General features: G+C 65.9%; 26 protein-coding genes and 1 pseudogene. 13 read left to right on the plus strand and 14 right to left on the minus strand.

Going from position 1 to position 23,221, the window contains the following annotated elements; genetic code table 11:
- Positions 1–18: 18 nt before the first annotated feature.
- Both J7I89_RS08320 and J7I89_RS08325 read right to left on the minus strand, forming a co-directional pair.
- Complete coding sequence (locus tag J7I89_RS08320; protein ID WP_214969016.1) at positions 19–159, minus strand: hypothetical protein; 141 nt, start codon at positions 157–159, stop codon at positions 19–21.
- Between the two features lie 277 nt (positions 160–436).
- Positions 437–1,924 carry an MFS transporter gene (locus J7I89_RS08325; RefSeq protein WP_214969018.1) on the minus strand — a complete coding sequence of 496 codons (1,488 nt, stop codon included), beginning with the start codon at positions 1,922–1,924 and terminating at the stop codon, positions 437–439.
- Between the two features lie 84 nt (positions 1,925–2,008).
- Between J7I89_RS08325 and J7I89_RS08330 the strand changes: the two genes are divergently transcribed.
- Together J7I89_RS08330 and J7I89_RS08335 are read left to right on the plus strand one after the other, a co-directional pair.
- Positions 2,009–2,386, plus strand: coding sequence for a MarR family winged helix-turn-helix transcriptional regulator (locus J7I89_RS08330; RefSeq protein ID WP_214969020.1), 378 nt, complete (start codon positions 2,009–2,011; stop codon positions 2,384–2,386).
- Positions 2,387–2,437: 51 nt separating this feature from the next.
- Positions 2,438–3,025, plus strand: coding sequence for an adenylate kinase (locus J7I89_RS08335; RefSeq protein ID WP_214969021.1), 588 nt, complete (start codon positions 2,438–2,440; stop codon positions 3,023–3,025).
- 36 nt (positions 3,026–3,061) lie between these two features.
- Here the strand turns inward: J7I89_RS08335 and J7I89_RS08340 are convergent, their stop codons facing one another.
- From J7I89_RS08340 to J7I89_RS08375, 8 genes are all read right to left on the minus strand, one after another.
- On the minus strand, positions 3,062–3,730 hold the full coding sequence (locus J7I89_RS08340; protein WP_214969023.1) for a response regulator: 669 nt from the start codon (positions 3,728–3,730) through the stop codon (positions 3,062–3,064).
- Positions 3,727–5,415, minus strand: a complete 1,689-nt coding sequence (locus J7I89_RS08345; RefSeq protein WP_214969185.1) for a sensor histidine kinase — start codon at positions 5,413–5,415, stop codon at positions 3,727–3,729. The genes J7I89_RS08340 and J7I89_RS08345 overlap by 4 nt, the downstream gene beginning before the upstream one ends.
- 173 nt (positions 5,416–5,588) lie before the next feature.
- Positions 5,589–6,656: a maleylacetate reductase gene (locus J7I89_RS08350; protein WP_214969024.1), complete on the minus strand. Its 1,068-nt coding sequence runs from the start codon at positions 6,654–6,656 to the stop codon at positions 5,589–5,591.
- A gap of 11 nt (positions 6,657–6,667) precedes the next feature.
- Complete coding sequence (locus J7I89_RS08355) at positions 6,668–7,018, minus strand: GNAT family N-acetyltransferase (RefSeq protein ID WP_214969026.1); 351 nt, start codon at positions 7,016–7,018, stop codon at positions 6,668–6,670.
- Positions 7,019–7,040: 22 nt separating this feature from the next.
- On the minus strand, positions 7,041–8,054 hold the full coding sequence (locus J7I89_RS08360) for a pirin family protein (protein WP_214969028.1): 1,014 nt from the start codon (positions 8,052–8,054) through the stop codon (positions 7,041–7,043).
- Complete coding sequence (locus J7I89_RS08365; RefSeq protein WP_214969030.1) at positions 8,051–8,560, minus strand: carboxymuconolactone decarboxylase family protein; 510 nt, start codon at positions 8,558–8,560, stop codon at positions 8,051–8,053. Before J7I89_RS08365 ends, J7I89_RS08360 begins: the two co-directional genes overlap by 4 nt.
- A 113-nt stretch (positions 8,561–8,673) precedes the next feature.
- Positions 8,674–9,219, minus strand: a complete 546-nt coding sequence (locus J7I89_RS08370) for a YceI family protein (RefSeq protein WP_214969032.1) — start codon at positions 9,217–9,219, stop codon at positions 8,674–8,676.
- Between the two features lie 346 nt (positions 9,220–9,565).
- The gene (locus J7I89_RS08375) at positions 9,566–10,036 is read right to left on the minus strand and encodes a MarR family winged helix-turn-helix transcriptional regulator (RefSeq protein ID WP_214969034.1); all 471 of its coding nucleotides are present in this window, start codon (positions 10,034–10,036) and stop codon (positions 9,566–9,568) included.
- Between the two features lie 191 nt (positions 10,037–10,227).
- On the opposite strand from J7I89_RS08375, the gene J7I89_RS08380 reads away from it, so the two are divergent.
- From J7I89_RS08380 to J7I89_RS08390, 3 genes are all read left to right on the plus strand, one after another.
- The gene (locus J7I89_RS08380) at positions 10,228–11,199 is read left to right on the plus strand and encodes a ring-cleaving dioxygenase (protein ID WP_214969036.1); all 972 of its coding nucleotides are present in this window, start codon (positions 10,228–10,230) and stop codon (positions 11,197–11,199) included.
- A gap of 6 nt (positions 11,200–11,205) precedes the next feature.
- Complete coding sequence (locus J7I89_RS08385; protein ID WP_308159840.1) at positions 11,206–11,844, plus strand: alpha/beta hydrolase; 639 nt, start codon at positions 11,206–11,208, stop codon at positions 11,842–11,844.
- Between the two features lie 90 nt (positions 11,845–11,934).
- On the plus strand, positions 11,935–12,642 hold the full coding sequence (locus J7I89_RS08390) for a hypothetical protein (protein ID WP_214969037.1): 708 nt from the start codon (positions 11,935–11,937) through the stop codon (positions 12,640–12,642).
- Between the two features lie 87 nt (positions 12,643–12,729).
- Here J7I89_RS08390 and J7I89_RS08395 read toward each other — a convergent pair whose 3' ends face one another.
- Positions 12,730–13,368: a dihydrofolate reductase family protein gene (locus J7I89_RS08395; RefSeq protein ID WP_214969039.1), complete on the minus strand. Its 639-nt coding sequence runs from the start codon at positions 13,366–13,368 to the stop codon at positions 12,730–12,732.
- Between the two features lie 156 nt (positions 13,369–13,524).
- On the opposite strand from J7I89_RS08395, the gene J7I89_RS08400 reads away from it, so the two are divergent.
- Positions 13,525–14,115 (plus strand): dihydrofolate reductase family protein, encoded by a 591-nt coding sequence (locus tag J7I89_RS08400; RefSeq protein WP_214969041.1) that lies wholly within the window; start codon positions 13,525–13,527, stop codon positions 14,113–14,115.
- Positions 14,116–14,140: 25 nt separating this feature from the next.
- On the opposite strand, the pseudogene J7I89_RS08405 reads toward J7I89_RS08400, so the two are convergent.
- The 3 genes and pseudogenes from J7I89_RS08405 to J7I89_RS08415 all read right to left on the minus strand — a co-directional run bounded on the left by J7I89_RS08405 (position 14,141) and on the right by J7I89_RS08415 (position 16,369).
- Positions 14,141–14,908 (minus strand): annotated as a pseudogene (locus J7I89_RS08405) (SDR family NAD(P)-dependent oxidoreductase).
- A 15-nt stretch (positions 14,909–14,923) separates the two neighbouring features.
- Entirely contained in the window at positions 14,924–15,691 is a 768-nt protein-coding gene (locus J7I89_RS08410; protein ID WP_214969042.1) for a hypothetical protein, read from the minus strand.
- Between the two features lie 255 nt (positions 15,692–15,946).
- Entirely contained in the window at positions 15,947–16,369 is a 423-nt protein-coding gene (locus tag J7I89_RS08415) for a hypothetical protein (RefSeq protein WP_214969044.1), read from the minus strand.
- 89 nt (positions 16,370–16,458) lie between these two features.
- Here J7I89_RS08415 and J7I89_RS08420 point away from each other — a divergent pair, with 89 nt between their 5' ends.
- The 7 genes from J7I89_RS08420 (at position 16,459) to J7I89_RS08450 (ending at position 23,182) form a co-directional block, all read left to right on the plus strand.
- Entirely contained in the window at positions 16,459–17,823 is a 1,365-nt protein-coding gene (locus J7I89_RS08420; RefSeq protein ID WP_214969046.1) for a glutamine synthetase family protein, read from the plus strand.
- Positions 17,823–18,965, plus strand: coding sequence for an amidohydrolase family protein (locus J7I89_RS08425; RefSeq protein ID WP_214969048.1), 1,143 nt, complete (start codon positions 17,823–17,825; stop codon positions 18,963–18,965). The genes J7I89_RS08420 and J7I89_RS08425 overlap by 1 nt, the downstream gene beginning before the upstream one ends.
- A gap of 194 nt (positions 18,966–19,159) precedes the next feature.
- Complete coding sequence (locus J7I89_RS08430) at positions 19,160–20,167, plus strand: tripartite tricarboxylate transporter substrate binding protein (RefSeq protein WP_214969050.1); 1,008 nt, start codon at positions 19,160–19,162, stop codon at positions 20,165–20,167.
- Positions 20,164–20,667, plus strand: coding sequence for a tripartite tricarboxylate transporter TctB family protein (locus J7I89_RS08435; RefSeq protein WP_214969052.1), 504 nt, complete (start codon positions 20,164–20,166; stop codon positions 20,665–20,667). The genes J7I89_RS08430 and J7I89_RS08435 overlap by 4 nt, the downstream gene beginning before the upstream one ends.
- A complete protein-coding gene (locus J7I89_RS08440; protein WP_251045080.1) occupies positions 20,668–22,353 on the plus strand; it encodes a tripartite tricarboxylate transporter permease in 1,686 nt (561 codons plus the stop codon).
- Positions 22,350–22,745, plus strand: coding sequence for a universal stress protein (locus J7I89_RS08445; RefSeq protein WP_214969054.1), 396 nt, complete (start codon positions 22,350–22,352; stop codon positions 22,743–22,745). Before J7I89_RS08440 ends, J7I89_RS08445 begins: the two co-directional genes overlap by 4 nt.
- Before the next feature lie 125 nt (positions 22,746–22,870).
- Positions 22,871–23,182, plus strand: a complete 312-nt coding sequence (locus J7I89_RS08450; protein WP_214969056.1) for a hypothetical protein — start codon at positions 22,871–22,873, stop codon at positions 23,180–23,182.
- Positions 23,183–23,221 lie beyond the last annotated feature (39 nt).

Here is a 23,221-nt window from a genome sequence, read left to right on the forward strand (position 1 = left end):
AACCATTAACACGTGACACTAGGCCTCGTCGTGCCACCAGCCTGCCCAGGCGGTGGAGGTCAACTGGCCGCTGGGGAATCCGGGGCCGGCGCCGCCAAATTCGTGCCGGTCGTTCCGGCGGGAGTCAAGAAAGAGGGTAAGGCTGTTCCAGATCATCATGGCTGTGTCCTTCCGTTCACCGTCCTGACGACGGTTTCCAAGTAGGCATCAGCATAGCCAAGCAGTGTTTCGTGGTATCGACGCCACGTTTCGGATTTGTATCTGGAATCTATCGTGGCTGTGCAGGGCCCTTGTGAGGGTCCGTTCAAGACCGGCAGTTTTAGTCGAATCCCAATCTGGACGAAGTTAGGCCGGGCCCCGGCTGCTCACCGCACCGGCCCGGGAATGCGGGCGCCGGGGGCGGCGCCGGCAACCGCCCCCGATTTCAACTCATGAGTCAGGCCGTTACGCGGTCTGCGGCGCTGGATACCCGGCTGCGGGATGGCGCCGCAGCGATGAGCAGGGCGGCTATGGCCACCGCTGCGCTCAGGATCAGGCCGGGGCGGTACTGTTCCAGCATCGCCGCCGCATCCACCGAGGTGCCGGCGGCGGGCGCGTTGCCGTGACCGCTGACCATCGCGGTGGTAACGGCAAGCACCAGGGCGGCCCCCACCTGTGTGCTGGTCTGGATCAGACCGGCCGCCAGACCCTGTTCCGAATTTCGGATGCCTGCGGTGGCCTGGACGTTGATGGACGGGAAGGCCAGAGCGAAGCCAATGCCCAGCAGCAGGACCGACGGCAGGATATCCGTCACGTAGTTGGGTGAGGTGCCCACGCGCAGGAACAGTACGTAGCCGAGCGCCAATGACGCCAGACCGGTCAGAATGAGCCGCGGGGCGCCAAACCTGTCGATGAGCCGGTCCGCGAAGGGAGCGCTCGAGGCCACCAGCAGGCCGGTGGGAAGCAGCGCCAGCGCCATGCCCAGCGGGCTCCACCCCAGCACGGACTGCAGGTAGAGCGTCAGGATGAACTGGAAGCTCAGGTACGAGCCGAACAGCCCCACGGCACTGAGGTTGGCCCGGGCAACCCAGCCTTCCTTGAGGATGTTGAACCGGATCAGCGGGTGCCTGACCCGGTTTTCGATCACGGCGAAGGCTGCCAGCACCGCTGCGGAGGCTGCGAATCCGGCGATAGTTGCCACAGATCCCCAGCCGTTCCCGGGTGCCGAAACCAGCGTGTAAACCAGCCCCAGCATGCCTGCCGCGAGCGTCACGGCACCCCAAACGTCATGTCCGCTGTCCTGGCCCTTGCCTTCGGCCTTGCCGGCGGCAGCGTCCCGGGGGATGTACTTCAGGCCAAGAATCACGACGGCGACCGCCACAGGCACCGAGACAAGGAAAGTCCAGCGCCAACTCATGGCGGTCATGAGGCCTCCGACAACAAGGCCGAGTGAGAAGCCGCTAGCGCCGAAGGTGGTGAAAATGGACACGGCGCGGTTTCGTTCGCGCCCTTCCGCGAAGTTGGTGGTGATGATCGAGAAGCCGGCAGGAGCCGTGAACGCGGCGGCCAGCCCTTTGATGAAGCGCGTGGCGATCAGCAGGGCAGGGTCATCCACCAGGCCGCCGAGCAGGGAAGCTGCGGCAAAGACGCTGAGCGCAATGAGGAAGATGCGCCGCCGGCCGAGCAGGTCCGCCATCCGGCCGCCCAGCAGGAGCAGGCTTCCGTAGCCGAGTACGTAGGCGGAGACGATCCATTGGAGGGATTCGGTCCCCAGGTGGAGTTCGGTGCCGATCGAGGGCAGCGCCACTCCGACCATGGAAACGTCCAGCGCGTCGAGCGCCAGTACGGTGCACAGGACCAGGAGCAGCATCCACTGCGCACGGGTCCAGCGGACGGGCGAAAGCCGTTCTCCGGCAGATCTTTCAAGGGTGGAAGTTGAAGTCATGGGTTCAACTTATATGACACGTCATTGAATGACAAGGAATATTATGACGTGGACTTTTAATTCGTCATGAACTAGAATCGCTGCATGGCAACACCGCAGGACCGACAGCTGGTTGAGCAATGGCGCAGCATCCAGAGCACCTACTTCCGCACCGCGGGCGCGATCGACCGAGCCCTGGAATCGCGGTTCAGCATCGGCCTGACCGAGTTTGAAATCCTGGACCTTGTGGCCGAAAGCGCGGACGCGGCGTGCAGGATGAAGCAGCTCGGCGAGCGGACGCCCATGACCCAGAGCGCGATGTCCAAGGTGGTGGACAGGCTCGAGAAAGCCGGACTCATATCCCGCCATTCCTGCGAGGACGACCGGCGTTCGCTGTTTCTGGAACTCACCGACGCGGGCCGCGCCCTGCACGGGGAAGCGGCCGTCGAACACCGCGCCCTGCTGAAGGAAAACCTGGCCTGAGAGCGTCACTCCCCCGCACTGTCAGCACGTACTACCTGAACGGATAGGCGCATGACAAGATTACTGATCATCGGCCCTCCGGGCTCGGGCAAAGGCACCCAGGCTCACCGCATCAGCAAACAGCTGGGGATCGTGGAGATCTCCACGGGAGACATGTTCCGCACCCACCTGGCCGACCGCACGCCCCTGGGTACCGAGGCCCAAAAGTACCTGGATTCCGGTGACCTGGTGCCGGACCATCTCACCACGGCCATGGTGCGCGAACGGCTGCAGCAACCGGACACGAAGAACGGCTTCCTTCTGGACGGCTACCCACGAACGGTCAGCCAGATGGACGACCTGGGCGGCATCCTCGAGGAGACTGGTGACACCCTGGACGCCGTCCTGGAAATCACTGCGGACGACGACGAGATCGTCCGCCGGCTCCTGCTGCGGGCCGAGGCCGAAGGGCGCAGCGATGACACCGAAAGCGTCATCCGGCACCGCCTGCAGCTTTACCGGGAGGAAACCGAGCCCGTCATCTCGCGCTACGCCGAGCGCGGCCTGCTGGTCCGCGTGGACGGAACGGCCGACGTCGACCACGTCACCGCGGGCGCGCTGAAGGCCATCGAAACCGCCAAGGCGGGCCGGGCAAGGTAGCCGCCGGCACCTGACAACGGCCGCGCAGCTAGGGCATCACGCCTGCTTCCAGGCATACCGGCGTTCGGGGCGTCCGACGCCGTACTTAAGGGTGACGTCCACCATCCCCTCGTCATTGAGGTACTCAAGGTAGCGCCGCGCGCTCACCCGCGACGTGCCGACCACCACGGCCAGTTCGGCGGCCGAAAGATCGCCCATGGAGGCGAGCAGCGCCCGCTCCACGAGCTGCAGCGTCTCGGCGCTGCAGCCTTTGGGCAGCGGCCGGTCGCCGCGCTCCAGCCCGAAGACCCGGTTGACGTCAGCCTGTTCCGCCACGTCCTTGGAGGAAGCCAGGCTTTGATAGGTGTTCCGGTAGTGCTCCAGGCGCTCCTGCAGGTCCGTTTGGGAAAACGGCTTGATCAGGTAGTGAACGATTCCGCCGCGCAGTGCCCGGCGCACCGTCTCCACCTCCCTGGCCGCACTGATCACCAGGACGTCCAGCTCGGGCGCCACCTCCCGCAGCTGATGCATCAGGTCCAGCCCGTTGATATCCGGGAGGTGGATGTCCAGCAGCACCAGGTCCGGCTGCAGCCGCTGCGTCTCCAGCACCGCCTGCGCGCCGGTATGGGCGACACCGACGACGGCGAACCCCGGCGTGCGCTGGATGAACCCGGCGTGGACCTTGGCCACCATGAAATCATCATCAACAATCAGGACGCTGATCATGGCTGCTTCCCCTCATTGATCTGGTTGGCCCGCAGCTGTTCGGCGGGCAACTGTTCGGCACCGGTCTGGGCCGCACCGGTCTGGGCCGCGCCGGTCCGACCGTCGGCGCGCACCGGATCCGCACCGAAAAGTTCCGCCGTGAACACGGCGCCGCCGTCGTTGTGCACGGTCAGCCGGCCGCCGCGGCGCTGGCAGACCACCCGGGCGAGCGCGAGGCCGTAGCCGCGCCCACCGTCGGGCGAATTCTTCGTGCTGAACCCCTGGCGGAAGATGTCCTCCATGACGTCCGCCGGGACTCCCGGTCCGGAGTCCCGCACCACAACCCGCACGCCGCCGTCGTCGTCCTCCCCGATGAGCACCTCCACCTCAGCGTCGGCAGCGGCGTTGGTGACCGCGTCGAGCGCGTTGTCCACGAGGTTGCCCACCACGGTGGTCAGGTCCCGGGACAGTGCCTCATCAATCCGGCCCAGCCGGGACTCTCCGGCCAGCTGGAGTGACACGCCGCGCTCCGTGGCGAGGCTCGATTTGGCGATGAGCAAGGCGGCCAGCGCCGGGTCCTGGATCCTGCTGGTGACCTCGTCGTTGAGGCGGGTGCGGTTCAACGTAGTGCCGTTGACGAACTGCACCACGGCGTCATACTCGCCGATCTGGATCAGTCCGGAAATCGTGTGCAGCTGGTTGGCGAACTCATGTGCCTGGGCGCGGAGAGTGTCCGTGGCTGTCCGGGTGGTGCCCAGTTCCCGTTCCAGGGAGGCCAGTTCCGTCCGGTCACGCAGCGTGGTCACCGACCCGATGACGCGGCCGTGCGAGCGCATGGGCATCCGGTTCAGGACCACCAGACTCTCGCCCACCAGCACCAGCCTGTCCGGTCCGGGCTGGTCCTGCGTGAGGACCTCCTTGAGCGCCGGCTGCACGGCAAGGCTGCGGAGATCCTTCCCCACGCAGTCGTCGGGGAGGCCCAGCAGGCGCCGGGCGCTGTCGTTGACCACGGTGATCCGCTGCTGCGGATCCAGCGCCACCACACCCTCCTTGAGCCCGTGAAGCATCGCTTCCCGGTTCTCGACGAGCCCGGTGATCTCGTCCGGCTCCATGCCCAGCGTCTGGCGCTTGACCCGCCGCGCGAGCAGAAGCGAACCGGCCACCCCCAGGACACTCGCCACGCCCAGATACGTCAGCAGGTTCGGCACGGCATCGCCCAGCCGCTCCAGTACGGACGGGAAGTTCCTGCCGACGGCGGCGATGCCCACGATCTTCCCGCCGTCGTCCAGCACGGGAACGTGGGCGGAGAGCGCTTCGGCACCTCCCGTATCCACGAGGCCGGTCCAGGCCCGCCCGGTCATCACGACGCTGTCGCCGAGTTCCATCGCGCGGCCCTCCTGCGAGGGGTCCGATGACGTCACCACCGTCCGGTCAGCGCGGGCCAAGGCGACATGTGAGGAGCCGGAGATTGTCCGCACGGATTCGGCGACGGCCGGCAGTGCGGACCCGCTGCCCGGCTGGGCATCTGCCAGCAGGCTGCGGACGGCCGGGTGTGCCGCAAGCGTTTCGGCCGCCGACAGCGCGCGGCGGCCTTCGATCCGCTCGAACGCGGCCGCGGACTGCGCCAGCGAGATCGCCACCACGGCCACCAGCACGGCCAGCACTATCAGCAGCTGCAGCCGGAGATACTGCCCCGCAAGGGACATCCCTCGCCGTCGAGTCATGTGCTGCTGTCTTTCTGTGTGTGTTGGCCGCGGTCGTGCGGGAGGTGGGGCAGGGGCCGGTTCGCCGTACCCGCGATTCCGCGCCGTTTCCGTCGCGGTGGGGTGAACTATACCGCACCCGTGGTGGCTGGTTTTCGCGGGGTGCGGGGGCCCGGTTAGAGGTGAGCCGGTGAGGTTCCGGCTTGGGCTGCTGTGATCAACGCGGTGAGGTTTTCCCTAGTGACTGGGCGGGGGTTGGAGGCGGGGATGACGGGGAGGATGAGCTGGACTGCTTCGGCGATGTTTTCCTCGGCAAAACCGAGATCTTTGAGTGAGGTGGGGCCGTCCAGTGTGTCCCGGAGCGTGTTCAGGCCCTCCAGGGCGTTGCCGGTGCCGAGTGCGGCTGCGATCCTGGCGGCCGCATCGTTGATGGCGGGGGCGTTGAATGCCAGGACGTGCGGGAGCACGACGGCGTGGGTTTGGGCGTGGGGCAGGTTCCATCTGCCGCCGAGGATGTGGCAGATCTTGTGGTGCATCCCGGACCCTGCGGACGCGAAGGCGACGGCGGACAGGTAGGCCCCGTACTGGGCTTGCTCCCTGCCGGTGAGATCGTTCGGGTTGCTGCTAATAGCCGGAAGGCCGTCGGTGAGGGCGCGGATGCCTCCTAGTGCCAGCGCCTGGTTGATGGGGTCTGTGCGGGGCGCCCATATGGAGTCGATGCAGTGGGCCAGAGCGTTTAGCCCTGAGGCTATGCTCAGTTCCTTGGGCAGGGACAGTGTGAGCTCGGCGTCGTAAATGACGGTTAAGGGCAGCACGCGGTCGTCGACGCCGGTGGTTTTGTGGGAGGCATCGGTCAGTCCCCAGACGTTGGTCGCCTCGGAACCGGCGTAGGTCGTCGGCAGGGCGATGATCGGCAGGCCGGTCGTCAGTGCGATGGCTTTGGCCAGCCCTATGGCGGAGCCGCCGCCGACGCTGACGAGCAGGTCTATGCCGTTCCGGATCGCTGCGTTTCGGGCCGTGTCGGCCTTGTGGAGGGGCACGTGCGGGGCGACGTCGTCATGGATCAGTTTTACCTTTATGCCGGCGGTGATCTTTTCGGCTTCTGGCCGTTCCCTGGCGGAGGCGATGACCATGATTTTTTGGGCGGTGAGGCGTTTGACCTCGGCAGTGAGGTGTTCGGCTGCTTTTCCGGCGCCGAACAGCACTCGCTGGCCCAGGGTGTTGTGCACGAATGTCAGTCCCACGGCCCTTGTCCTTACGGCGTGTAGACGCGACCGACGGCGGCCAGGTGCTCGGGCCGGATCGGCGCGGCGTGCTGCTGGTAGTCAGGGTGCCGGCGTATCCAGCCCTTGATGTAGGGGCAGACGGGGATGATGGTCAGCCCGGCGGCGATGGTGTCGTCCAAGGCATGCTTGGCCAGGACTGCGGCGGGGCCCTTGCCTGCGTAGGCCTCGCTCACCTCGGTGTGGTAAAAAATCCGTTCGCTGTCGTCCGGGCCGCTGGCGGGCACGTACTCGGTCTTGCCGATGGCGGTCTCCCCGTCGATGAGCTCGTAGCAGTGGTCGGCGGGGTCGTGTCGGACGGTGATGCTTTTTTCCAGTTCCATGGGGACTCCTGATGGTCGGTTGCTAGCCGCGGGGCCGCAGCTGTGCGTTGGGCAGGACGGGCGCGGGCAGCGGAGCGGGGGTTCCTTGCGGGAACGGACCGAAGCGCGGGTAGGAGGCCCCGTCGGGGTAGGCGCCGCCGCTGGGCTGGGAGGCGCGTTCCGCACCGATTTCTGCCTGCCACGCTGCCCGGTAGGCGACGACTTCCTCGTGCGTCCGTCCGACGAAGTTCCACCACATGACGATCTGCTCCCCCAAAGGTTCGCCACCGAGGATGAGCACCCTTACAGGGGTGTCCCCGGCTTCCAGGACCAGACGGGACTGCCCGGCGGGCAGGTAAGCCAGGTGGTCAACGGGCAGGAGTGAACCGTTGAGGAGCACGTTCCCGGTGTCGAGCAGGATGCCGTGCTCGAAGGATGGGTCGAGGTCCAGATCCAGTGTCCCGCCGGAGCGGATAGTGGCCTCGGCCGCCATCAGCGGCGGGGTGTAGGTTTCCACCGGCGACGTGGATCCGGCCAGGGAACCGAGGAAGACCTTCAGTTCGGCGTTCCCAAGGCGCTCCGGCTCAGGGGCATAGTGCTCGAACGTGGGGGCCATGTGGCGGGTGGAATCCGGCAACGCGAACCACAGCTGCGCTCCGTGCAGGACCGTTGTGGCAGGGGTGGAGAGTTCCTGGTGGGAGATTCCGCGGCCGGCGACCATGAGGTTGACCTCCCCTGGGCGGACGGTGGCCGTGTAGCCGGCGGAGTCGCGGTGCTCGATTTCTCCGGTGAACAGCCAGCTGACAGTGGCCAAGCCGGTGTGCGGGTGCCGTGCCACCTTCATGCCTCCCGAGGAGGAGACCAGGTCCGGGCCGTAGTGGTCCAGGAAGCACCAGGAACCGATGAGGCTGCGTTTTTTCTGGGGCAGGGTCCGGCGTACGGGCATGGCGCGGGGCCCGCCCAGGGGAACTACACGCGGGGGCAGGAATTCGATGCCTTCGGGCTGCCCGTCCTCACCACAGAGTATTTCCTGGGGGACGGTTTCCAGGTTGCTCATGCCTGGCTCCCCACGGGTTCCCGGCCGGGGCCGGCGGCCCCGGCGGAGGACCGGGGGCGGACCGGGTGGCGGCTGAGGATGGAGATCCGGTTGAAGGCGGTCATGGTGACCGCTGCCCACTGCAGGGCCGAATACTGGGCGTCGGTCAGTGCTGCGCGCGCTGCAGTCATACCGGCGTGGAGGCTGTCGTGACCGGGCAGTCCGGTGACGGCTTCGCCGATGGTGAGTGCGGCGCGCTCGGCCTGGGTGAACAGGGCGGTATCCCGCCAGGCGGGGAGCACCGCGAGCTGCCGGTCGCTGACGCCGGCGTCACGGGCGAGCCGGACGTGCAGGTCCAGGCAGAAAGCGCAGCCGTTCAGCTGGGAGGTCCGCACGTTGACCAGTTCCATGACCGATCTGGGCAGGCCCGCCTGCTCGGCGGCGTCTGCGACCTTGAGTGCGAGCCCGTTCAGGGCCCGCCAGCTGGCCGGGTCGGACTTGTCGAGAAAGAAATTACTGCCTGGCATGCCGCTCCTTGTCATCACCCGGCCGGCATTGCTCGCCGGCCTCATCCAACCTCACCACATTGCCCTCCAGTCTCTCCCCCAACTTCCGGCGTGGCGCCGGCCCCCGGGTGGGGTTAGCTGGCGGGGAGAACGAAGGCCGAATCGACCGTGATGGTGACCTTGTCGCCGACGAGGACTCCGCCGGCCTCGAGGGCGGCGTTCCAGGTGATGCCGAATTCCTTGCGGGAGATCTGCGCGGAGGCGGAGAAACCGGCGCGGGTCGCGCCGAAGGGGTCAACGGCCACGCCGCCGAACTCGACGTCAAAGGTCACCGGCCTGGTGGTTTCCTTGATGGTCAGGTCACCGCTGAGGCTGAAGTTCTCCGGTGTTCCATGGACCTCGGTTGCCGTGAAGGTCATGTTCGGGAACTGCTCAACGTTGAAAAAGTCCGGCCCCTTGACGTGGGCGTCGCGGTCGTTGTTGTTCGAGTCGAACGAGGCGGTTTTCACGGTGGCCTCAACGGACGAGGTGCCGAGGGTACCGCCGACGACGAGCGTGGCGTCTGCCTCGGTGAACTGACCGCGTACCTTGCTAATGCCGGCGTGGCGGACTGAGAAGCCTACTTCGGTGTGTGCCTGGTCGAGCGTCCAGGTGCCGGGGGTGAGTTCAATCGTGGTCATGGTCTGCTCCTTGGGCTGGTCGTCGCAAGTAGAGGATTTACATGCGTATGCATATAACTATCACCGCCTCTTGCGTGCTTGTCAACTGAGAAGATTCTTTATGGAATATAGCTTGCTGGAAAGCTATCCACTGCCTGCCCTGTCCGGGGCGGGGATACGTACTGGATTTGGTGCCGTCTCCGGGCGGGCTGGATGCCACCGAAGTCTCCGACGGCACCCCCGTCGCCTCCCCCGAGTACAACCGGCCCTTCCCCGGGCACTGAAGGCATGCAGAACGGCGCCCGGATGACGCAAGTGTGCCGTGGGGGCCCGTTCCGGCTTCCGAAACTAGGAGGCGGAGGAGTTCCTACAAGGTGGCGTTGGCTTCGCGCAGTTCAGCCATGGCCTCGGCGACCATTTTCGCCCGGTCGGCCCCGAGGACGTCGATGTAGGTTTTGCGGACGATGTCGGCAACGAGGTCGTGGAGTTCGTCGGCGAGCTTCACACCAGCCGCGGTCAGTTCTAGGTAGACGACCCTGCGGTCGTCGGCGCAGGGGTTTCGGACAGCCAGGTCGCGTTTGGCCAGGCGGTCCGCGATCTTGGTAAATCCGCCCGTGCTGAAAGCCGCCTCACGGGCCAGCGCCGCCATGGGCATCCGGCGCTCCGGGCTCCGGGTGAGTCGCAGCAGCGTCTCGGCTTCGGCCGGATCCAGGGAGAGAGCGTCAGCCACCGCCCGGTGCAGCTTCTTGTTCGTGATCTGGAAGCCTTCGATGACCAAGCCCCACTGCGTGACCGGATCAAGGCCCCGGCCAGCCTTCGTCGTCGCCTGCTGTGTCATGTCCGGTCCTTTCCGCTTCAAATGATACTGCGCTGCAGAAGCTGTTTCCATGCAATCTTCTTGCTCGGCAGTTTCTTGCGACCTTGACGGATTTATCTTCCTAGGAAATAATCTTCTCGATAGATGCATTTGCATATACATCACCGGCCGGGGGCTTCCTGACCGGATCAGTCCGAACAGGAGGGGTCAACATGACCGCGAATACCTCAGGCTTGCACCACGTCACAGCCATCGCCGGCGATCCGCAGTCCAACATCGATTTCTACGTCAAGGGCTTGGGCCTGCGCCTGGTGAAGAAGACCGTCAACTTCGATGACCCTTCCACGTACCACCTGTACTACGGCGACGAGGCTGGCCAGCCCGGCACGCTCATGACTTTCTTCCCGTGGCGGGGCATCGCGCCGGGCCGCATCGGTGCAGGGCAGTCCACCTCCACTGCGTTCTCCGTCCCGGAGGGAACCCTTGGCTGGTGGCAGAACCACTTCAAGGCCCTGGGCGTCGAATCCAGCATCACCCGAGCCTCGGCCGAGGAAGAGCGCCTCTCCTTGCGCGACCCGGACGGGCTGCAGCTGGACCTGGTCGCCTCCAGCACCATCGATCCTCGGAATCCCTGGGATTCGGCCTCCGTGCCTGCCGAGTACGCCGTGGGCGGCCAGCACTCCTCGGTGCTCACCGTCGCCAATCCGGACAAGACCGTAGCCGTGCTGACCGAAGACCTCGGCCTGCACCTGGTCGGGACCTCCGGTAACCGCACGCGTCTGGCCGCCGGAAACGGCGGCCCGGGAAACATCGTTGACGTCATCGCGGACCCCAAGGCCAGACCCGGCCTTTCCGCCGGCGGCACCGTCCACCACATCGCCTTCCGCGTCCCCGACGTCGCCACCCAGGAGACATGGCGCCAGGAACTGGTCGGCCGTGGTTTCCACGTTACGGAGATCCTCGACCGCCAGTACTTCACCTCCATCTACTTCCGCGAACCGGGCGGCGTGCTCTACGAAGTCGCCACCGATACCCCCGGCTTCGATATCGACGAACCGCTGCTGGAACTCGGCCGTTCCCTGAAGCTGCCGCCATGGCTCGAGCCCTCCCGCGAGGCCATCGAACACTCCGTGGCCCGCATCCAACTGCCCGCCGAAAACAACCCCGCCCTGGCGGGACGGTAGGCACCGGTGAGTACCGCAATCACCCCCGTCACCTGGCCACACGTCTTCAGTCCCGGTGAGGCAGGCGCTCCGGTGCTGCTGATGCTGCACGGCACCGGCGGCAACGAACACGAGATCCCTTCCCTCGCCGTCGAACTCCACTCGGGAGCGGGTGTCCTCGCGCCGCGGGGGCAGGTGCAGGAAAACGGAATGCTCCGCTGGTTCCGGCGCCACGGCGAAGGGGTTTTTGACGTGGACGACGTCATCGCCCGCGCCACGGAGCTGGCCGCCTTCCTGAACGCGGCGCGGGAACACTACAACCTCGGCAACAGGCCCGTGGTGGCAGTCGGGTTCTCCAACGGCGCCAACATAGCCCTGGCCACCGCCATGCTCCAGCCCCAGACCCTGGACCGGGTCATCGCGTTCTCCGGCATGTACCCCTTCGCCGACCGGGAATCCCCCGCTGACCTGGCCGGCAGCAGGCTGCTGATCCTGAACGGCGAGGCCGACCCCATGGCCCCGCCCGCCAGCGTCAGCACGCTCATCGCCGCCCTGCACCAAAACGGTGCAGACGTAGAACAGGTCCTACGTCCCGGAGGACACGGCATTGCCCACACGGACCTGGAAGCCGCCAAGGAGTGGCTGGCAAAGGTCCTCGCAGCGTAAGAGGAAGCGGCCCGGCCGGAAACGTGAAAGTCCGGCCCCATCTAAGCTGGCAATGTGCCCGTTGGTGGAGCAAGAGCAGAGGGGAAATGAGTGGAACGAGACGACACTTACCCGGCGCCTGAGGGCCATGGGGATGCACCGGTACTGCCCAATGCCGGGGATTCCTTTCACGCCTTGCCTGACCGGCCGCAGGCTTTCTTCAGTTCTCTACTCACCGAGCACTTCGTGCTGGAGTCCGCCAGGGGAATAACGGTGGCCGAGTCCAGCAGCAGGGCGTCGCTTTACCTCATGACACTATCGAGCTCCCTAGTTGCGTATGGATTCCTCGCCCAGACTCCAATAGCCCTAAATTTCTTAGCAGTAGTGATTCCTGTGGTCGTTGTCCTGGGCCTGTTCACGTACGAACGACTGGTCCAGACGTCGCTGGAGGACGTGGCCGCATTGGACTCGATGCAGCGAATTCGCCGGTACTACGCTCGCATACTCCCGGGGGCCGAAGATTTCTTTTCCATGCCGCATGGGCAACACGCGCTGAATGAACTGCTCGATATCGGAGGCCGCGGATCGTGGCGGGGTGTCTTCTTCACAATGTCTACGGCTATCGCCACGGTGAATTCCATCGTTGCGGGCGCGGGCGTGGCACTTCTCAGTTACCCCACGGTCGGTAGTGAAACTGCTGCCATCCTCCTTGGGGCAGCGCTAGGTGCCCTCTTCCTTCTGGCGCAGGCCGGATATCAAGTGCGCCGCTACCAGAAAGTGATCCGGATTATCCTGGCAGGGCACCGCCCCCGCAGGTAGGCCAGGGTCACCGGCAAAAGAAGCTGTTGCGCAGTTCGACGACGCTGACGGGTCCTGAGCACAGGGTGTCGTCCGTAGTGACAACTGCTACTTCGCGGCGACGTGATTCGGGTCGGCCGTGGACGTTGCGTACTCCGGGCGCCCAACAGGCCGATAGGTCTGGATGGTTATGCCGCGGGAAGTGGTCCGCGAGCTGACCAGATCGAGCGCGATGTCCGGACCGGAATCGGGGAACAGCCGTGTGCCCTGGCCGACGACGACTGGATAGGTGAGCAGGTCGAGCTGGTCGACCAGGCCGTTGGCGAGCAGCCATCGGACGAGGGCACCGCTGCCGGGCACCAGCAGTTCGCCGTCTTGCTGCGCCTTCAGATCACCGATGGCTGCTGCGATATCGCCGGTCAGGACAGTCGTGCCCGCCCACTTCGGGTCGGTGAGGCTGGTCGATGCCACGTACTTCGGACGGCTGTTCAGCGCGGTGGCAATCGGGTTCGTGCTCGGGTCGGCCATCGCTCCCCAGTAGCCGGCGAAGATCTCGTACGTCCGCCGGCCGAACAGGAACGCGGCCGCGCCGCCGTAGATCTGGTTGAGATAGTCCCCGGTTTCGGTATCGAGAAGCGGTATGGCCCATCCGCCGCGGTCGAAGCCGCCGCTGCGGTCTTCGTCCGGTCCGCCCAACCCCTGCATCACGCCGTCCACCGAGACGTTGGTCGTGGTCGTCAACCTCATGTCGTGGTCACCTCGCCGAACAAGGGCCGCATATCCCTTCTGGATCTGCGCTACTTGCTTCAGACAAGCACAATTGCTCCTGTTTATCCACGCCGGAATCGTGCATTAGATGCGAGGAACCTATGCCTACCAAAATGGTGGTGACAGGATGGGCTCATGAGCCAAGTCACGTGCGATCTGACCATCTCCCTCGACGGATTCGCCGCCGGCCCGAACCAAACCCTGGCGGAGCCCCTGGGCGAGGGTGGAGAGCTCCTGCACAGGTGGCAGTTCGAAGAACCCGAGTCCAACGCGGCCGCCATCGCAGGCATCCTGGAAGCCGGCGCCTACATTATGGGACGGAACATGTTCGCAGGGCCCGGGCCGTGGGATGCGGAATGGCGGGGATGGTGGGGTGAGGAACCGCCCTATCACGCACCCGTGTTCGTTCTCACCCATCATCCATGCGAGCCCCTGGAGATGCAGGGCGGCACCACGTTCAACTTCGTGACCGATGGGATCGAATCAGCGCTGGCCCAGGCGCGGAAGGCCGCCGGTACCAAGGACGTGGCCATTGCCGGCGGAGCGGAGGCCGTCCGCCAATACCTTTCGGCGGGGCTGATCGACGAGCTGCGCCTCCACATCGCGCCCATCGTCCTTGGAGCAGGCGAGCGGCTGCTGGACGGCGTCGCGAACCTCAAGCTTGAGCCAACGGAAGTAAGCGGTACCCGCCTCGTCACCCACGTCCGCTATCGGGTAAACCACTGAAATCGCCGCCGACGACGCCGGGAAGTCATAGTGCCGTCAGGCCGCCGTCGACGGTGAAGAGGCCTCCGGTCGCGTAGGCCGATTCATCGCTGGCGAGGAAGACCATGATGCCTTCGACGTCGGCAGCGGTGCCTGCCCGTCCGAGCATGGTGGAATCCACCAGGCCGGCGCGGCTGGCGGGGTCGTCTGCGATGGTCTGCACCAGCGGGGTCTCGGTGTACCCGGGTACCACGGTGTTCACCCGGATGCCTTCGTTGGCGTAGTTGGCCGCGACGACGCGCGCCAGTCCGTGGACGCCGGCCTTGGAGCTGGAATAGGCGGTGAACGTTTGCCCGCATGCGACGACGGCGGTCGGGCTGCCGGTGCAGATGATCGACCCGCCCCGCCCTTGGAGGGCCCGCACCGCGTGCTTGAGGGTAAGGAACGCTCCCCGGTGGTTGATGGAGACGGTTTTTTCCCAGACTTCCAGGGACAGCTCGCCTACTTTGGCGTCCTGGCCGAAGAGCTGGACTCCGGCGTTGGCCACGACGATGTCCAGCGGCCCGCCGGCGGCGATGGTGGCGTAGGCGGCTTCCACGCTGTTCTCGTCGGAGATATCCATGGGCAGGGCTGCGGCACGGTCGTTGCCCGTGGCTGCGGCCGCTTTTTCGGCAGCTTCGATGTTGATGTCGGCGAATTACACGCGGGCGCCTTCGGCGGTGAAGCGCTGTGCCACGGCCAGCCCGATTCCGGATCCGGCGCCGGTTACGAGGGCGGTCTTCCCTGCAAGCCTGTTGGACATCTTGTTCCTCATTTCGTGGTGGATGGATCAGCCGAGCGGCCGGATTGTTGCCGACCAGGCAGGAATGTCTAGAGTTCGCGTGTATTCCCCGGCTTCGAGCCTGACGCCTGTGCGCAGCGGCCCTGCGGTGAGGTTCGCGGCGAAGAGCAGCACGCCGGAGTCTGCAGTGACCGGGTAGAGAACCAGCCCGGGGACGGCGCCCTCCACCTGCAGCACGTCGGCGCCGCGCAGTGCGGCCAGTTTCTCCAGAATCTGGAGTGCCGGCGTCGGGGTGCCGTCCTCGGTGAGGAGGCCCCTGGGTCCGCTTGCCTCGAAGTAGCTGAGGGACTCCACGCCGGGCAGCGTTAAGGCCGCGATGCTGCCCAGCAGCCAGGCGGCGGTGAAGTTTTCTGCCTGCAGCGGGTCGGTCGTCATCGCCTCGGCGGTCAGGGAGTCGTAGGCTCCCTCGGTCGAGACGGCGTTGAAGCGTGCCTTGAGGGTCACGGGGCCAATGTGAAGTGGTTTGCCGGACCCGATCCGGAGGGCGTTCAGCGCTGTTTGCCGTTGGATCGGGAGGCTTTCGACGATGTGGGGTACTTCGGTCGCGTGCATCTGGGGCGTGATGCTGTAGGTGGTGGCGTCGGCGTTGCCGCGAAGGACGTCTTGCCGACGGTTGAGCTCGGTGAAATGGGAGCGGGCGCCGGCGAGCAGTGTGCCGGTGAAACCGCGCCGCTGCGCTGCGGAGTGCAGTTCTCCCCCACAGGCCGGGCTCTGTGACGTGGCTGCCGGAGCTGAATGCGCCGATTCTGAGGACATTCTCCAAGGGCAGCAGGTCCATCACGGGTCGGATGTCCCCGGGGCCGGTCGCGGTGATCCTCACGTCCAGCGCAGTGCCGAGCTGGGCGGCCTGGTCGGCTGCCTGCCGGAGGATCTGGGTGGCCGCGGCGGTGTCATCGCCCGGAACTTCGACGGTCAGCGCGTCCAGGCCGGGCATGGCGCCGAGTCTGGCTGCTGACCGGGACGACGACGTTCCCAGGGCGGGAACCCGGCCTTTGGCCTGCCGGCGCACCGTCAGCACGTCGGGTGCGGGTTCCGGGGAAAGAGCTTCTGCCGTCCGGGTGCGGCGGTGAGGCGGATGCCCTGGTGGACCCGGTCCCCGGCTCGCACGGTCACCGGGAAGGGACGGGACAGCGGCGTGCTGTAGGTCTTGAAGGAGGCGTCGGTCCAGTTTCTCTGGTCTTCCGTTTCAAAGATGTCGCCGCTGAATTCGAGCCCGAGCGCGGTGCCGTCACGTTCCCAGCTCATCGCGGCAATGTCCAGGAAGGGCTGGTGCGGGCTGATGTCCGTGGGAAATGCGCGCTCGGTCCGGCTCTGGTCCGGCGCGGTGATGGTGACGTTGCGTCCGGCGTCGTCGGTTCTGTGCAGGACGACCAGGCCGATGCGATTGCACGTCGTCGAGCCCGAGCTCGTGATTCGCGATTCGACGTCACGCATCGCACGGCCTTGAGAGGCAGCGGCATAAGCCAAAAGTCCGCACATTTGTGAACCTTTCATTGGACGGGGAGGCGCCGCATGATAGGCGCATGACTCAAATCACATCAGCCGAGGAGCCCGCCGTCGCAAGGGCACAACGCGAGCTCCAAGACGCCGGTGTCCGCACAGTGATCGGCACGGTGGTGAATGCTGCGGGCGTCACGCTGGCGAAGAGCGTTCCGCTGGCCCGGCTCGGAGCCTTCCACCAATCCGGGATGGGCGCCGCCCCTGTCTGGCATGTCTTCACCATCGACGGCGGGATAGCGTTCACGGACACCATCACCCCCGTTGGCGATATGCGCCTCAAGATCGATATCGCGGGACTCCGTGTCCTGCCGGGGGGCCGGGCATGGGGACCAGCCAGCCTTTTCGAACAAGACGGAGCCGCCTCCCCGGCCTGTGCCCGCGGCCTTCTGACCGACGTCGAGGGCAGTCTCAACGAGGCCGGATACCAAGCGTTCGTGGGCCACGAACTTGAATTCTTCCTCGTCTCCCCGGATGGTTCAGCGCTGGAAAACACGCCCTGGGTTCCGTACGGGGCAACCGGCATTCTGGACCGATCGGAATTCCTCGATGATCTGCTGGCAGCGATGAACCAGGCCGGCATTCCCATGGAGCAGATCCACGCCGAGTACGGCAGAAACCAGTTCGAGTTTTCCCTTCCCCCTGCCTCGCCCGTTCACGCCGCGGACACCGTGGTCTTTGCCAAGATCATCGTTGGCATCGTCTCCAGAGCCCACGGCATGCAGGCCTCGTTCTCCCCCTCACCCTTTCCCGGCACCGTCGGAAACGGAGCCCACCAGCACCTGTCGCTCCAAAAGAACGGCCTGTCACTGTTCTCCGGCGGCAGCGGACCGCACGGCATCTCCGCCGAGGGAGGTGCGGCCATCGGAGGAATCATCGCAGGACTCCCCGATATCCAGGGTTTCCTCACGGGATCAGTTCTGTCCGGAAGCCGGTTGGCACCCGGCACCTGGTCGGGAGCCTACTTGTGCTGGGGTCTGGAAAACCGGGAAGCGTCGGTGCGCTTTCTGAACGAGGGCGGGAGCAATCCGCACGGAGCCAACGTCGAGGTGAAAATCATCGACCCGTCGGCAAACGTGTACCTGGCCTCCGCAGCCATCCTTGCACTCGCCCTTGACGGCATCCGCAGCGGGCGCGAGCTTCCGGCAGAAATCCCGGGTGACCCGGCAAGGCTTTCCGAAGACGAACGGCATCGGGCCAACGTCCGTTTGCTCTCCGACTCCCCCGCCGCCATCATCGACACACTGGACAAGTCGCGCCTGGCACGCGGGCTTCTCGGAGACGCCATCGTCGATGCCACCGTGGCCGTCCGGCGCTATGAACAGCGGACCTCCGCGGACCTCGCACCGGACGAGCTTGCCGAACGCTTTCGACTTGCCTGGTCGATCTAATGGCGGGCGGTTCCTTCCCGGACTTCGTGGAACAAGTGAGCCTCATCGACCACCATGTGCATGGCGCGTTTCAGGCCGACGGCGACGAGGCACGCTTTCAGAACTCACTCAACGAGGGGAACAACGAACCCCTGACCAACCCCGAGGACACCTACAACACGCAAATAGGGCTCGCCATCCGACGCTGGTGCAGCGGCATTCTTGACCTGCCACGGCACGCCTCACCGGCGGACTACTGGAGCCGGCGCTCCGAGCTTACAGAACTTGAGGTCAGCCGGCGCATGACCCGCGCTGCCGGGGTGAGCGACTGGCTGATCGACACAGGACTCAATAGCGCTGACTACCTCGGCCCGGCCGGCATGGCCGACGTCTCGGGTGGGCGGACCCACGAGATCGTCCGGCTGGAAGTGCTCGCCGAGTCGCTGATCCGGGAGATTGCCAATCCGGCGGATTATGTCGAAGTGTTCGGTCAGCGGCTTCAAAACCTCACGCTCAGCGCTGTGGGCGTCAAAACAGTTCTCGCCTACCGCGCAGGCTTCGACCGGAATCTCAGCCGACCGACACCCCCTGCGGTCACTGAAGCAGCCCGCCGGTGGCAGGAGAACCTGGGCGCCGGCACCAATGCGAAGCTCACGGACGTGACACTCATTGCCCACGGGATCCATACGGCGGTGTCGATGAAGCTTCCGTTGCAGTTCCATGTCGGCTTCGGTGACCGCGACCTGGACCTCCACAAAACCAATCCCCTGTACCTCCTGGACTTCCTCCGGTCCCCCGAAGTCCGAGACACGCCGATCATGTTGCTCCACTGCTATCCGTTCGAGCGCGAGGCCGGCTATTTGGCCCACGCCTTTGAAAACGTCTATATCGACGTGGGCCTGGCCGTGAACTTCACCGGGGCACGGAGCCGGGACTTGGTGGCTCGCTCCTTCGAACTGGCTCCCTTCACAAAAATCCTCTACTCCTCCGACGCCTATGGCCCGGCCGAACTTCACTACCTCGGAGCGAGACTATGGCGCAACGCCATCACCAAAATAGTCGGCGGATGGATCGACGACGACGACTGGTCAGAGGCAGACGCCCGCAAGATCGTGCAACTCGTCGCACGCGACAACGCCCGCCGCGTGTACGCGCTCCCCTGAGCCGCCGACCCGAGGAAGGGCCACCGCTGGCCCGCCGATCGCGCCCGCTGACCCGCCGTTTGCTCCCCGTGCGCCCCCTGAAACGTGAACGCAATGAACTTAACTTTCTCTGGTTACACAAGAGTGAGCCGCGTCACTTTCGGTCCTAGCATCGGACTACACCGATCAAACGGATCAACGAGAAGAGGAACAACATGCGCGGATTGAGCGCATTGCGCGTAGCTGCAGTCGCGGCAGGCATCGCCTTGATGGCTTCGGGCTGCGGTGCGACCGGCACTAAAGCCGGCCCCGCCACCACCGGCGCAAACAGCGGCCCCATCACCGGGCTGCGCATCATGGTGCCCAACACCCCCGGCGGCGGATACGACACCACGGCACGCGCGGCGGCAAAGGTTCTCGAAGACGAGAAGCTCGCCACGAACCCCGAGGTCTTCAACCTCGCCGGCGCCGGCGGGACCGTAGGCCTGGCCCGGGTGGTTAACGAGAAGGGCAACGGCGACCTCACCATGCTGATGGGCCTCGGCGTCGTCGGAGCCAGCTACACCAACAAGTCCGAGTCGAAACTGACCGAGACCACCCCGCTGGCGCGGCTCATCGAAGAGCCCGGCGCCATCATGGTCTCCAAGGATTCCCCGTACAAGACCATCGACGACCTCATGGCTGCCTGGAAGAAAGACCCCTCAAAGGTCAGCGTCGGCGGCGGCTCATCGCCCGGCGGACCGGACCACCTCCTGCCCATGCAGCTCGCCGGTGCAGTCGGCATCGACGCCACCAAGGTCAACTTCGTCTCCTACGACGGCGGCGGCGACCTGCTTCCGGCGATCCTCGGCAACAAGCTCGGTTTCGCAGCGTCCGGTGCCGGCGAATACATCCAGCAGATCAAGTCCGGGGACATCCGTGTGCTGGCAACCAGCGGCGAGAACCGGCTTGAGGGAGTAGACGCCCCCACTCTCAAGGAATCCAACATCGACCTGGTCTTCACCAACTGGCGCGGCATAGTCGCCCCTCCGGGCATCAGCGACGCCGACCGGGACGCGCTGATCGCCACGCTGACGAAGATGCACGAGTCGGCGTCCTGGAAGGAAACCCTGAAGACGCGCGGCTGGACCGACGCTTTCATCACCGGTGACGAATTCAAGTCCTTCCTCACGGATCAGGACAAGCGCGTTGCCGACGTCCTGACGAAGCTCGGCCTGACGTGACCTCCTTGGCCTCCCGCCTCAAAGGCCGCTCCGAGCTGGGCGTTGCCGCCCTGCTCGGGGCGGCCGGCGCCCTGGTTCTCCTCGACGCAGCGCGCCTGGTCACGCCCTACTCCCAGTCGGACCCGGTTGGCCCCAAGACTGTGCCCCTGATCGTTGGAGCACTCCTGCTCGTCTGCGCCGTATTGCTGGCCGTAAACGTCCTCCGCGGCGGCCACGGCGAGGCCGAAGCCGGCGAAGACATCGACCTGACCCATCCGGCCGACTGGAGGACCATCCTTCCGCTGGCCGGCGCATTCATCGCCAACATCCTGCTGATCGACTGGGCCGGCTGGGTCATCTCCGGAACGGTGCTCTTTTGGGGCAGCGTTTGGGCTCTCGGAAGCCGCCACTATGTCCGTGACGGACTGATCGCGCTGGCCCTGGCGCTCCTGACCTTCTACGGCTTCTACCTCGGCCTGGGCATCGCCCTTCCCGCCGGGCTCCTTGAAGGGATTCTCTAGATGGACATCCTGTCCTCACTCATGGACGGGTTCGCGACGGCGCTGACCCCCATGAACCTCCTGTACGCCCTGATCGGCGTCCTCCTGGGCACCGCCGTCGGCGTCCTGCCCGGCATCGGTCCGGCCATGACCGTGGCGCTGCTGCTCCCGGTGGCCATGGTCCTCGAACCCACCAGCGCGTTCATCATGTTCGCCGGCATCTACTACGGCGGCATGTACGGCGGTTCCACCACGTCGATCCTGCTCAACACACCCGGCGAATCGTCTTCCGTAATCACCGCGATCGAGGGCAACAGGATGGCAAAGGCGGGCAGGGCCGCCCAGGCATTGGCGACGGCGGCCATCGGCTCGTTCGTGGCCGGCACCATAGGCACCGCCCTGCTCGTGGTCTTCACCCCCATCGTGGTTGATTTCGCCGTCAGTCTCGGCTCCCCCAGCTACTTCGCGATCATGGTCCTTGCCCTGCTGGCCGTCACCGCGGTCCTGGGTGCGTCCCGGCTCCGCGGCTTCGCCTCGTTGGGCCTCGGCCTGGCCATCGGTCTGGTTGGTATCGACTCCGTTACCGGGCAGCGACGCCTCACGTTCGGCCAGCCCCTGCTGGCTGATGGGCTCGACATCGTCGTCATTGCCGTCGCGATCTTCGCTGTGGGCGAGGCCCTGTGGGTCGCCGCCCACCTGCGCCGCACACCGCTGCAGATCATCCCGGTCGGCCGGCCCTGGATGGGCAAGCAGGACTGGAAGCGGTCCTGGAAGCCGTGGCTGCGCGGCACGGCATTCGGATTCCCCTTCGGCGCCCTGCCCGCAGGCGGAGCCGAAATCCCTACCTTCCTCTCCTACGTGACGGAGAAGCGGCTGTCCAAGCATCCCGAGGAGTTCGGTAAGGGTGCCATTGAAGGCGTGGCCGGGCCCGAGGCTGCCAACAACGCCGCGGCCGCCGGCACCCTGACCCCGATGCTCGCACTTGGTCTGCCCACGAACGCCACCGCCGCCGTCATGCTGGCAGCGTTCACCCAGTTTGGCATCCAGCCCGGACCGCTCCTGTTCGAAAACGAGGGACCCCTGGTGTGGGCACTGATCGCCAGCCTCTTCATCGGCAACACACTGCTGCTGCTGGTGAACCTTCCCCTGGCGCCGGTGTGGGCGAAGCTGCTCCGGCTGCCGCGCCCGTACCTGTACGCGGGCATCCTCTTCTTCGCCACGTTGGGTGCATACTCGGTCAACCTGCAGGCGTTCGACCTGGTGATTTTGCTGGTCGTGGGCGCACTGGGCTTCATGATGAGGCGCTTCGGACTCCCCGTGCTGCCGCTCATCCTCGGCGTGATCCTGGGGCCGCGTATTGAGGGCCAGCTGCGGAAGACCCTGCAGTTGAGCGCTGGCGACGTCTCCGGCCTCTGGAGTGAGCCGATCGCCGTCGGGGTCTACATCATCGTGGCACTCGTCCTGGTCTGGCCGCTGCTGTTCAAGGCATGGCGCCGGGCCCGGCCCGCCCGGGTGGCAGTCGTCGGTCCCGTCAACGGCGGCCCCATTGCAGACAGTTCGGCGGCCCGTCCGACGGCAGAGAGCCCGACGGCAGACAGCCCGACGACGGCCGGCCCGGCCGCGCGCGACGGCCAGGTCCGCGATGGCCAGGAGAATGCGGACGCACCCAAAGCCACCCATGCAAACCACGGACAGGAGAAATCGTGAGCATCGTCGTCGGCTACGTCCCCACCGCGGAGGGCGCAGCAGCCCTCGACCGGGCGATCACCGAGGCCCAGAGAAGCCAGAGCCGGCTCGTCATCATCAATTCCTCACGGGGCGACGCGCTGGTGGACAAACGGTACGTCCAGGCTGAGGACCTCACCGCGGTCACCGAGCGGCTGGAAAAGGAGGGCGTGGAACATCTCGTCCTGCAGCCGGTCCGGGGACATGATGCTGCGAACGAGGTGCTGGATGCCGCAGAGAAATACGGCGCCGACCTGATCGTCATCGGCCTGCGGAAACGCACTCCGGTCGGAAAGCTGATTATGGGCAGCACGGCGCAGCAGATCCTGCTCGAAGCCTCCTGCCCGGTGCTGGCGGTCAAAGCCGGCGGCTGACGCTGCCGGCGGAACACTAACCAGCGCCCGCCGCCAACCGGCCCGCCCCACAACCACGCCTCGGGCCGGGGCCCGGGTCCATCGCGATCCGGACCCCGGCCCGAGGCACTTTGAAAGGACCACCTATGACTGTCTGCGCCCCCGATCTCCGTGCCCGTTCACCGTGGCCGGCCCGCGAACCCGTGGCCAACTGGGCAACTCTTTCCCCGGCTGATGAGGTGGAGATCCGCCGCGACGGGCGCGCCGTCGCGTCCGGCCGCGTCGACATGCGCGCTCCCGACGGCAGCGTCATCTGGCTCATCCAGGACGCCGGACGGGGACGTGCACTGTTTCTGCACAGCGACGACGTGATGGTCTACCGACGCGCCCGGCGGCACATCGCCAGCCCGGGCCGCACCCGGATTCCGGGCGAGGCCGGCCAGGCGCGCCGGCCCTGACCGCCGGTCCTGACCCTTCGCCGTCCGATACCGTAAAGC

The sequence above is a fragment of the Arthrobacter sp. ISL-5 genome, from assembly GCF_018613835.1.
Classification (GTDB): Bacteria; Actinomycetota; Actinomycetes; order Actinomycetales; family Micrococcaceae; genus Arthrobacter.

Bases quoted from the DNA above. Each gene is read 5' to 3' on its own strand.
- J7I89_RS08365 (WP_214969030.1), bottom strand. From the start codon at position 8,560: ATGCCAGGCAGTAATTTCTTTCTCGACAAGTCCGACCCGGCCAGCTGG.
- J7I89_RS08430 (WP_214969050.1), top strand. From the start codon at position 19,160: ATGCGCGGATTGAGCGCATTGCGCGTAGCTGCAGTCGCGGCAGGCATC.
- J7I89_RS08320 (WP_214969016.1), bottom strand. From the start codon at position 159: ATGATGATCTGGAACAGCCTTACCCTCTTTCTTGACTCCCGCCGGAAC.
- J7I89_RS08335 (WP_214969021.1), top strand. From the start codon at position 2,438: ATGACAAGATTACTGATCATCGGCCCTCCGGGCTCGGGCAAAGGCACC.
- J7I89_RS08425 (WP_214969048.1), top strand. From the start codon at position 17,823: ATGGCGGGCGGTTCCTTCCCGGACTTCGTGGAACAAGTGAGCCTCATC.
- J7I89_RS08415 (WP_214969044.1), bottom strand. From the start codon at position 16,369: ATGCGTGACGTCGAATCGCGAATCACGAGCTCGGGCTCGACGACGTGC.
- J7I89_RS08330 (WP_214969020.1), top strand. From the start codon at position 2,009: ATGGCAACACCGCAGGACCGACAGCTGGTTGAGCAATGGCGCAGCATC.
- J7I89_RS08345 (WP_214969185.1), bottom strand. From the start codon at position 5,415: ATGTCCCTTGCGGGGCAGTATCTCCGGCTGCAGCTGCTGATAGTGCTG.
- J7I89_RS08375 (WP_214969034.1), bottom strand. From the start codon at position 10,036: ATGACACAGCAGGCGACGACGAAGGCTGGCCGGGGCCTTGATCCGGTC.
- J7I89_RS08400 (WP_214969041.1), top strand. From the start codon at position 13,525: ATGAGCCAAGTCACGTGCGATCTGACCATCTCCCTCGACGGATTCGCC.
- J7I89_RS08340 (WP_214969023.1), bottom strand. From the start codon at position 3,730: ATGATCAGCGTCCTGATTGTTGATGATGATTTCATGGTGGCCAAGGTC.
- J7I89_RS08410 (WP_214969042.1), bottom strand. From the start codon at position 15,691: ATGTCCTCAGAATCGGCGCATTCAGCTCCGGCAGCCACGTCACAGAGC.
- J7I89_RS08380 (WP_214969036.1), top strand. From the start codon at position 10,228: ATGACCGCGAATACCTCAGGCTTGCACCACGTCACAGCCATCGCCGGC.
- J7I89_RS08370 (WP_214969032.1), bottom strand. From the start codon at position 9,219: ATGACCACGATTGAACTCACCCCCGGCACCTGGACGCTCGACCAGGCA.
- J7I89_RS08395 (WP_214969039.1), bottom strand. From the start codon at position 13,368: ATGAGGTTGACGACCACGACCAACGTCTCGGTGGACGGCGTGATGCAG.
- J7I89_RS08420 (WP_214969046.1), top strand. From the start codon at position 16,459: ATGACTCAAATCACATCAGCCGAGGAGCCCGCCGTCGCAAGGGCACAA.
- J7I89_RS08440 (WP_251045080.1), top strand. From the start codon at position 20,668: ATGGACATCCTGTCCTCACTCATGGACGGGTTCGCGACGGCGCTGACC.
- J7I89_RS08360 (WP_214969028.1), bottom strand. From the start codon at position 8,054: ATGAGCAACCTGGAAACCGTCCCCCAGGAAATACTCTGTGGTGAGGAC.
- J7I89_RS08450 (WP_214969056.1), top strand. From the start codon at position 22,871: ATGACTGTCTGCGCCCCCGATCTCCGTGCCCGTTCACCGTGGCCGGCC.
- J7I89_RS08325 (WP_214969018.1), bottom strand. From the start codon at position 1,924: ATGACTTCAACTTCCACCCTTGAAAGATCTGCCGGAGAACGGCTTTCG.
- J7I89_RS08355 (WP_214969026.1), bottom strand. From the start codon at position 7,018: ATGGAACTGGAAAAAAGCATCACCGTCCGACACGACCCCGCCGACCAC.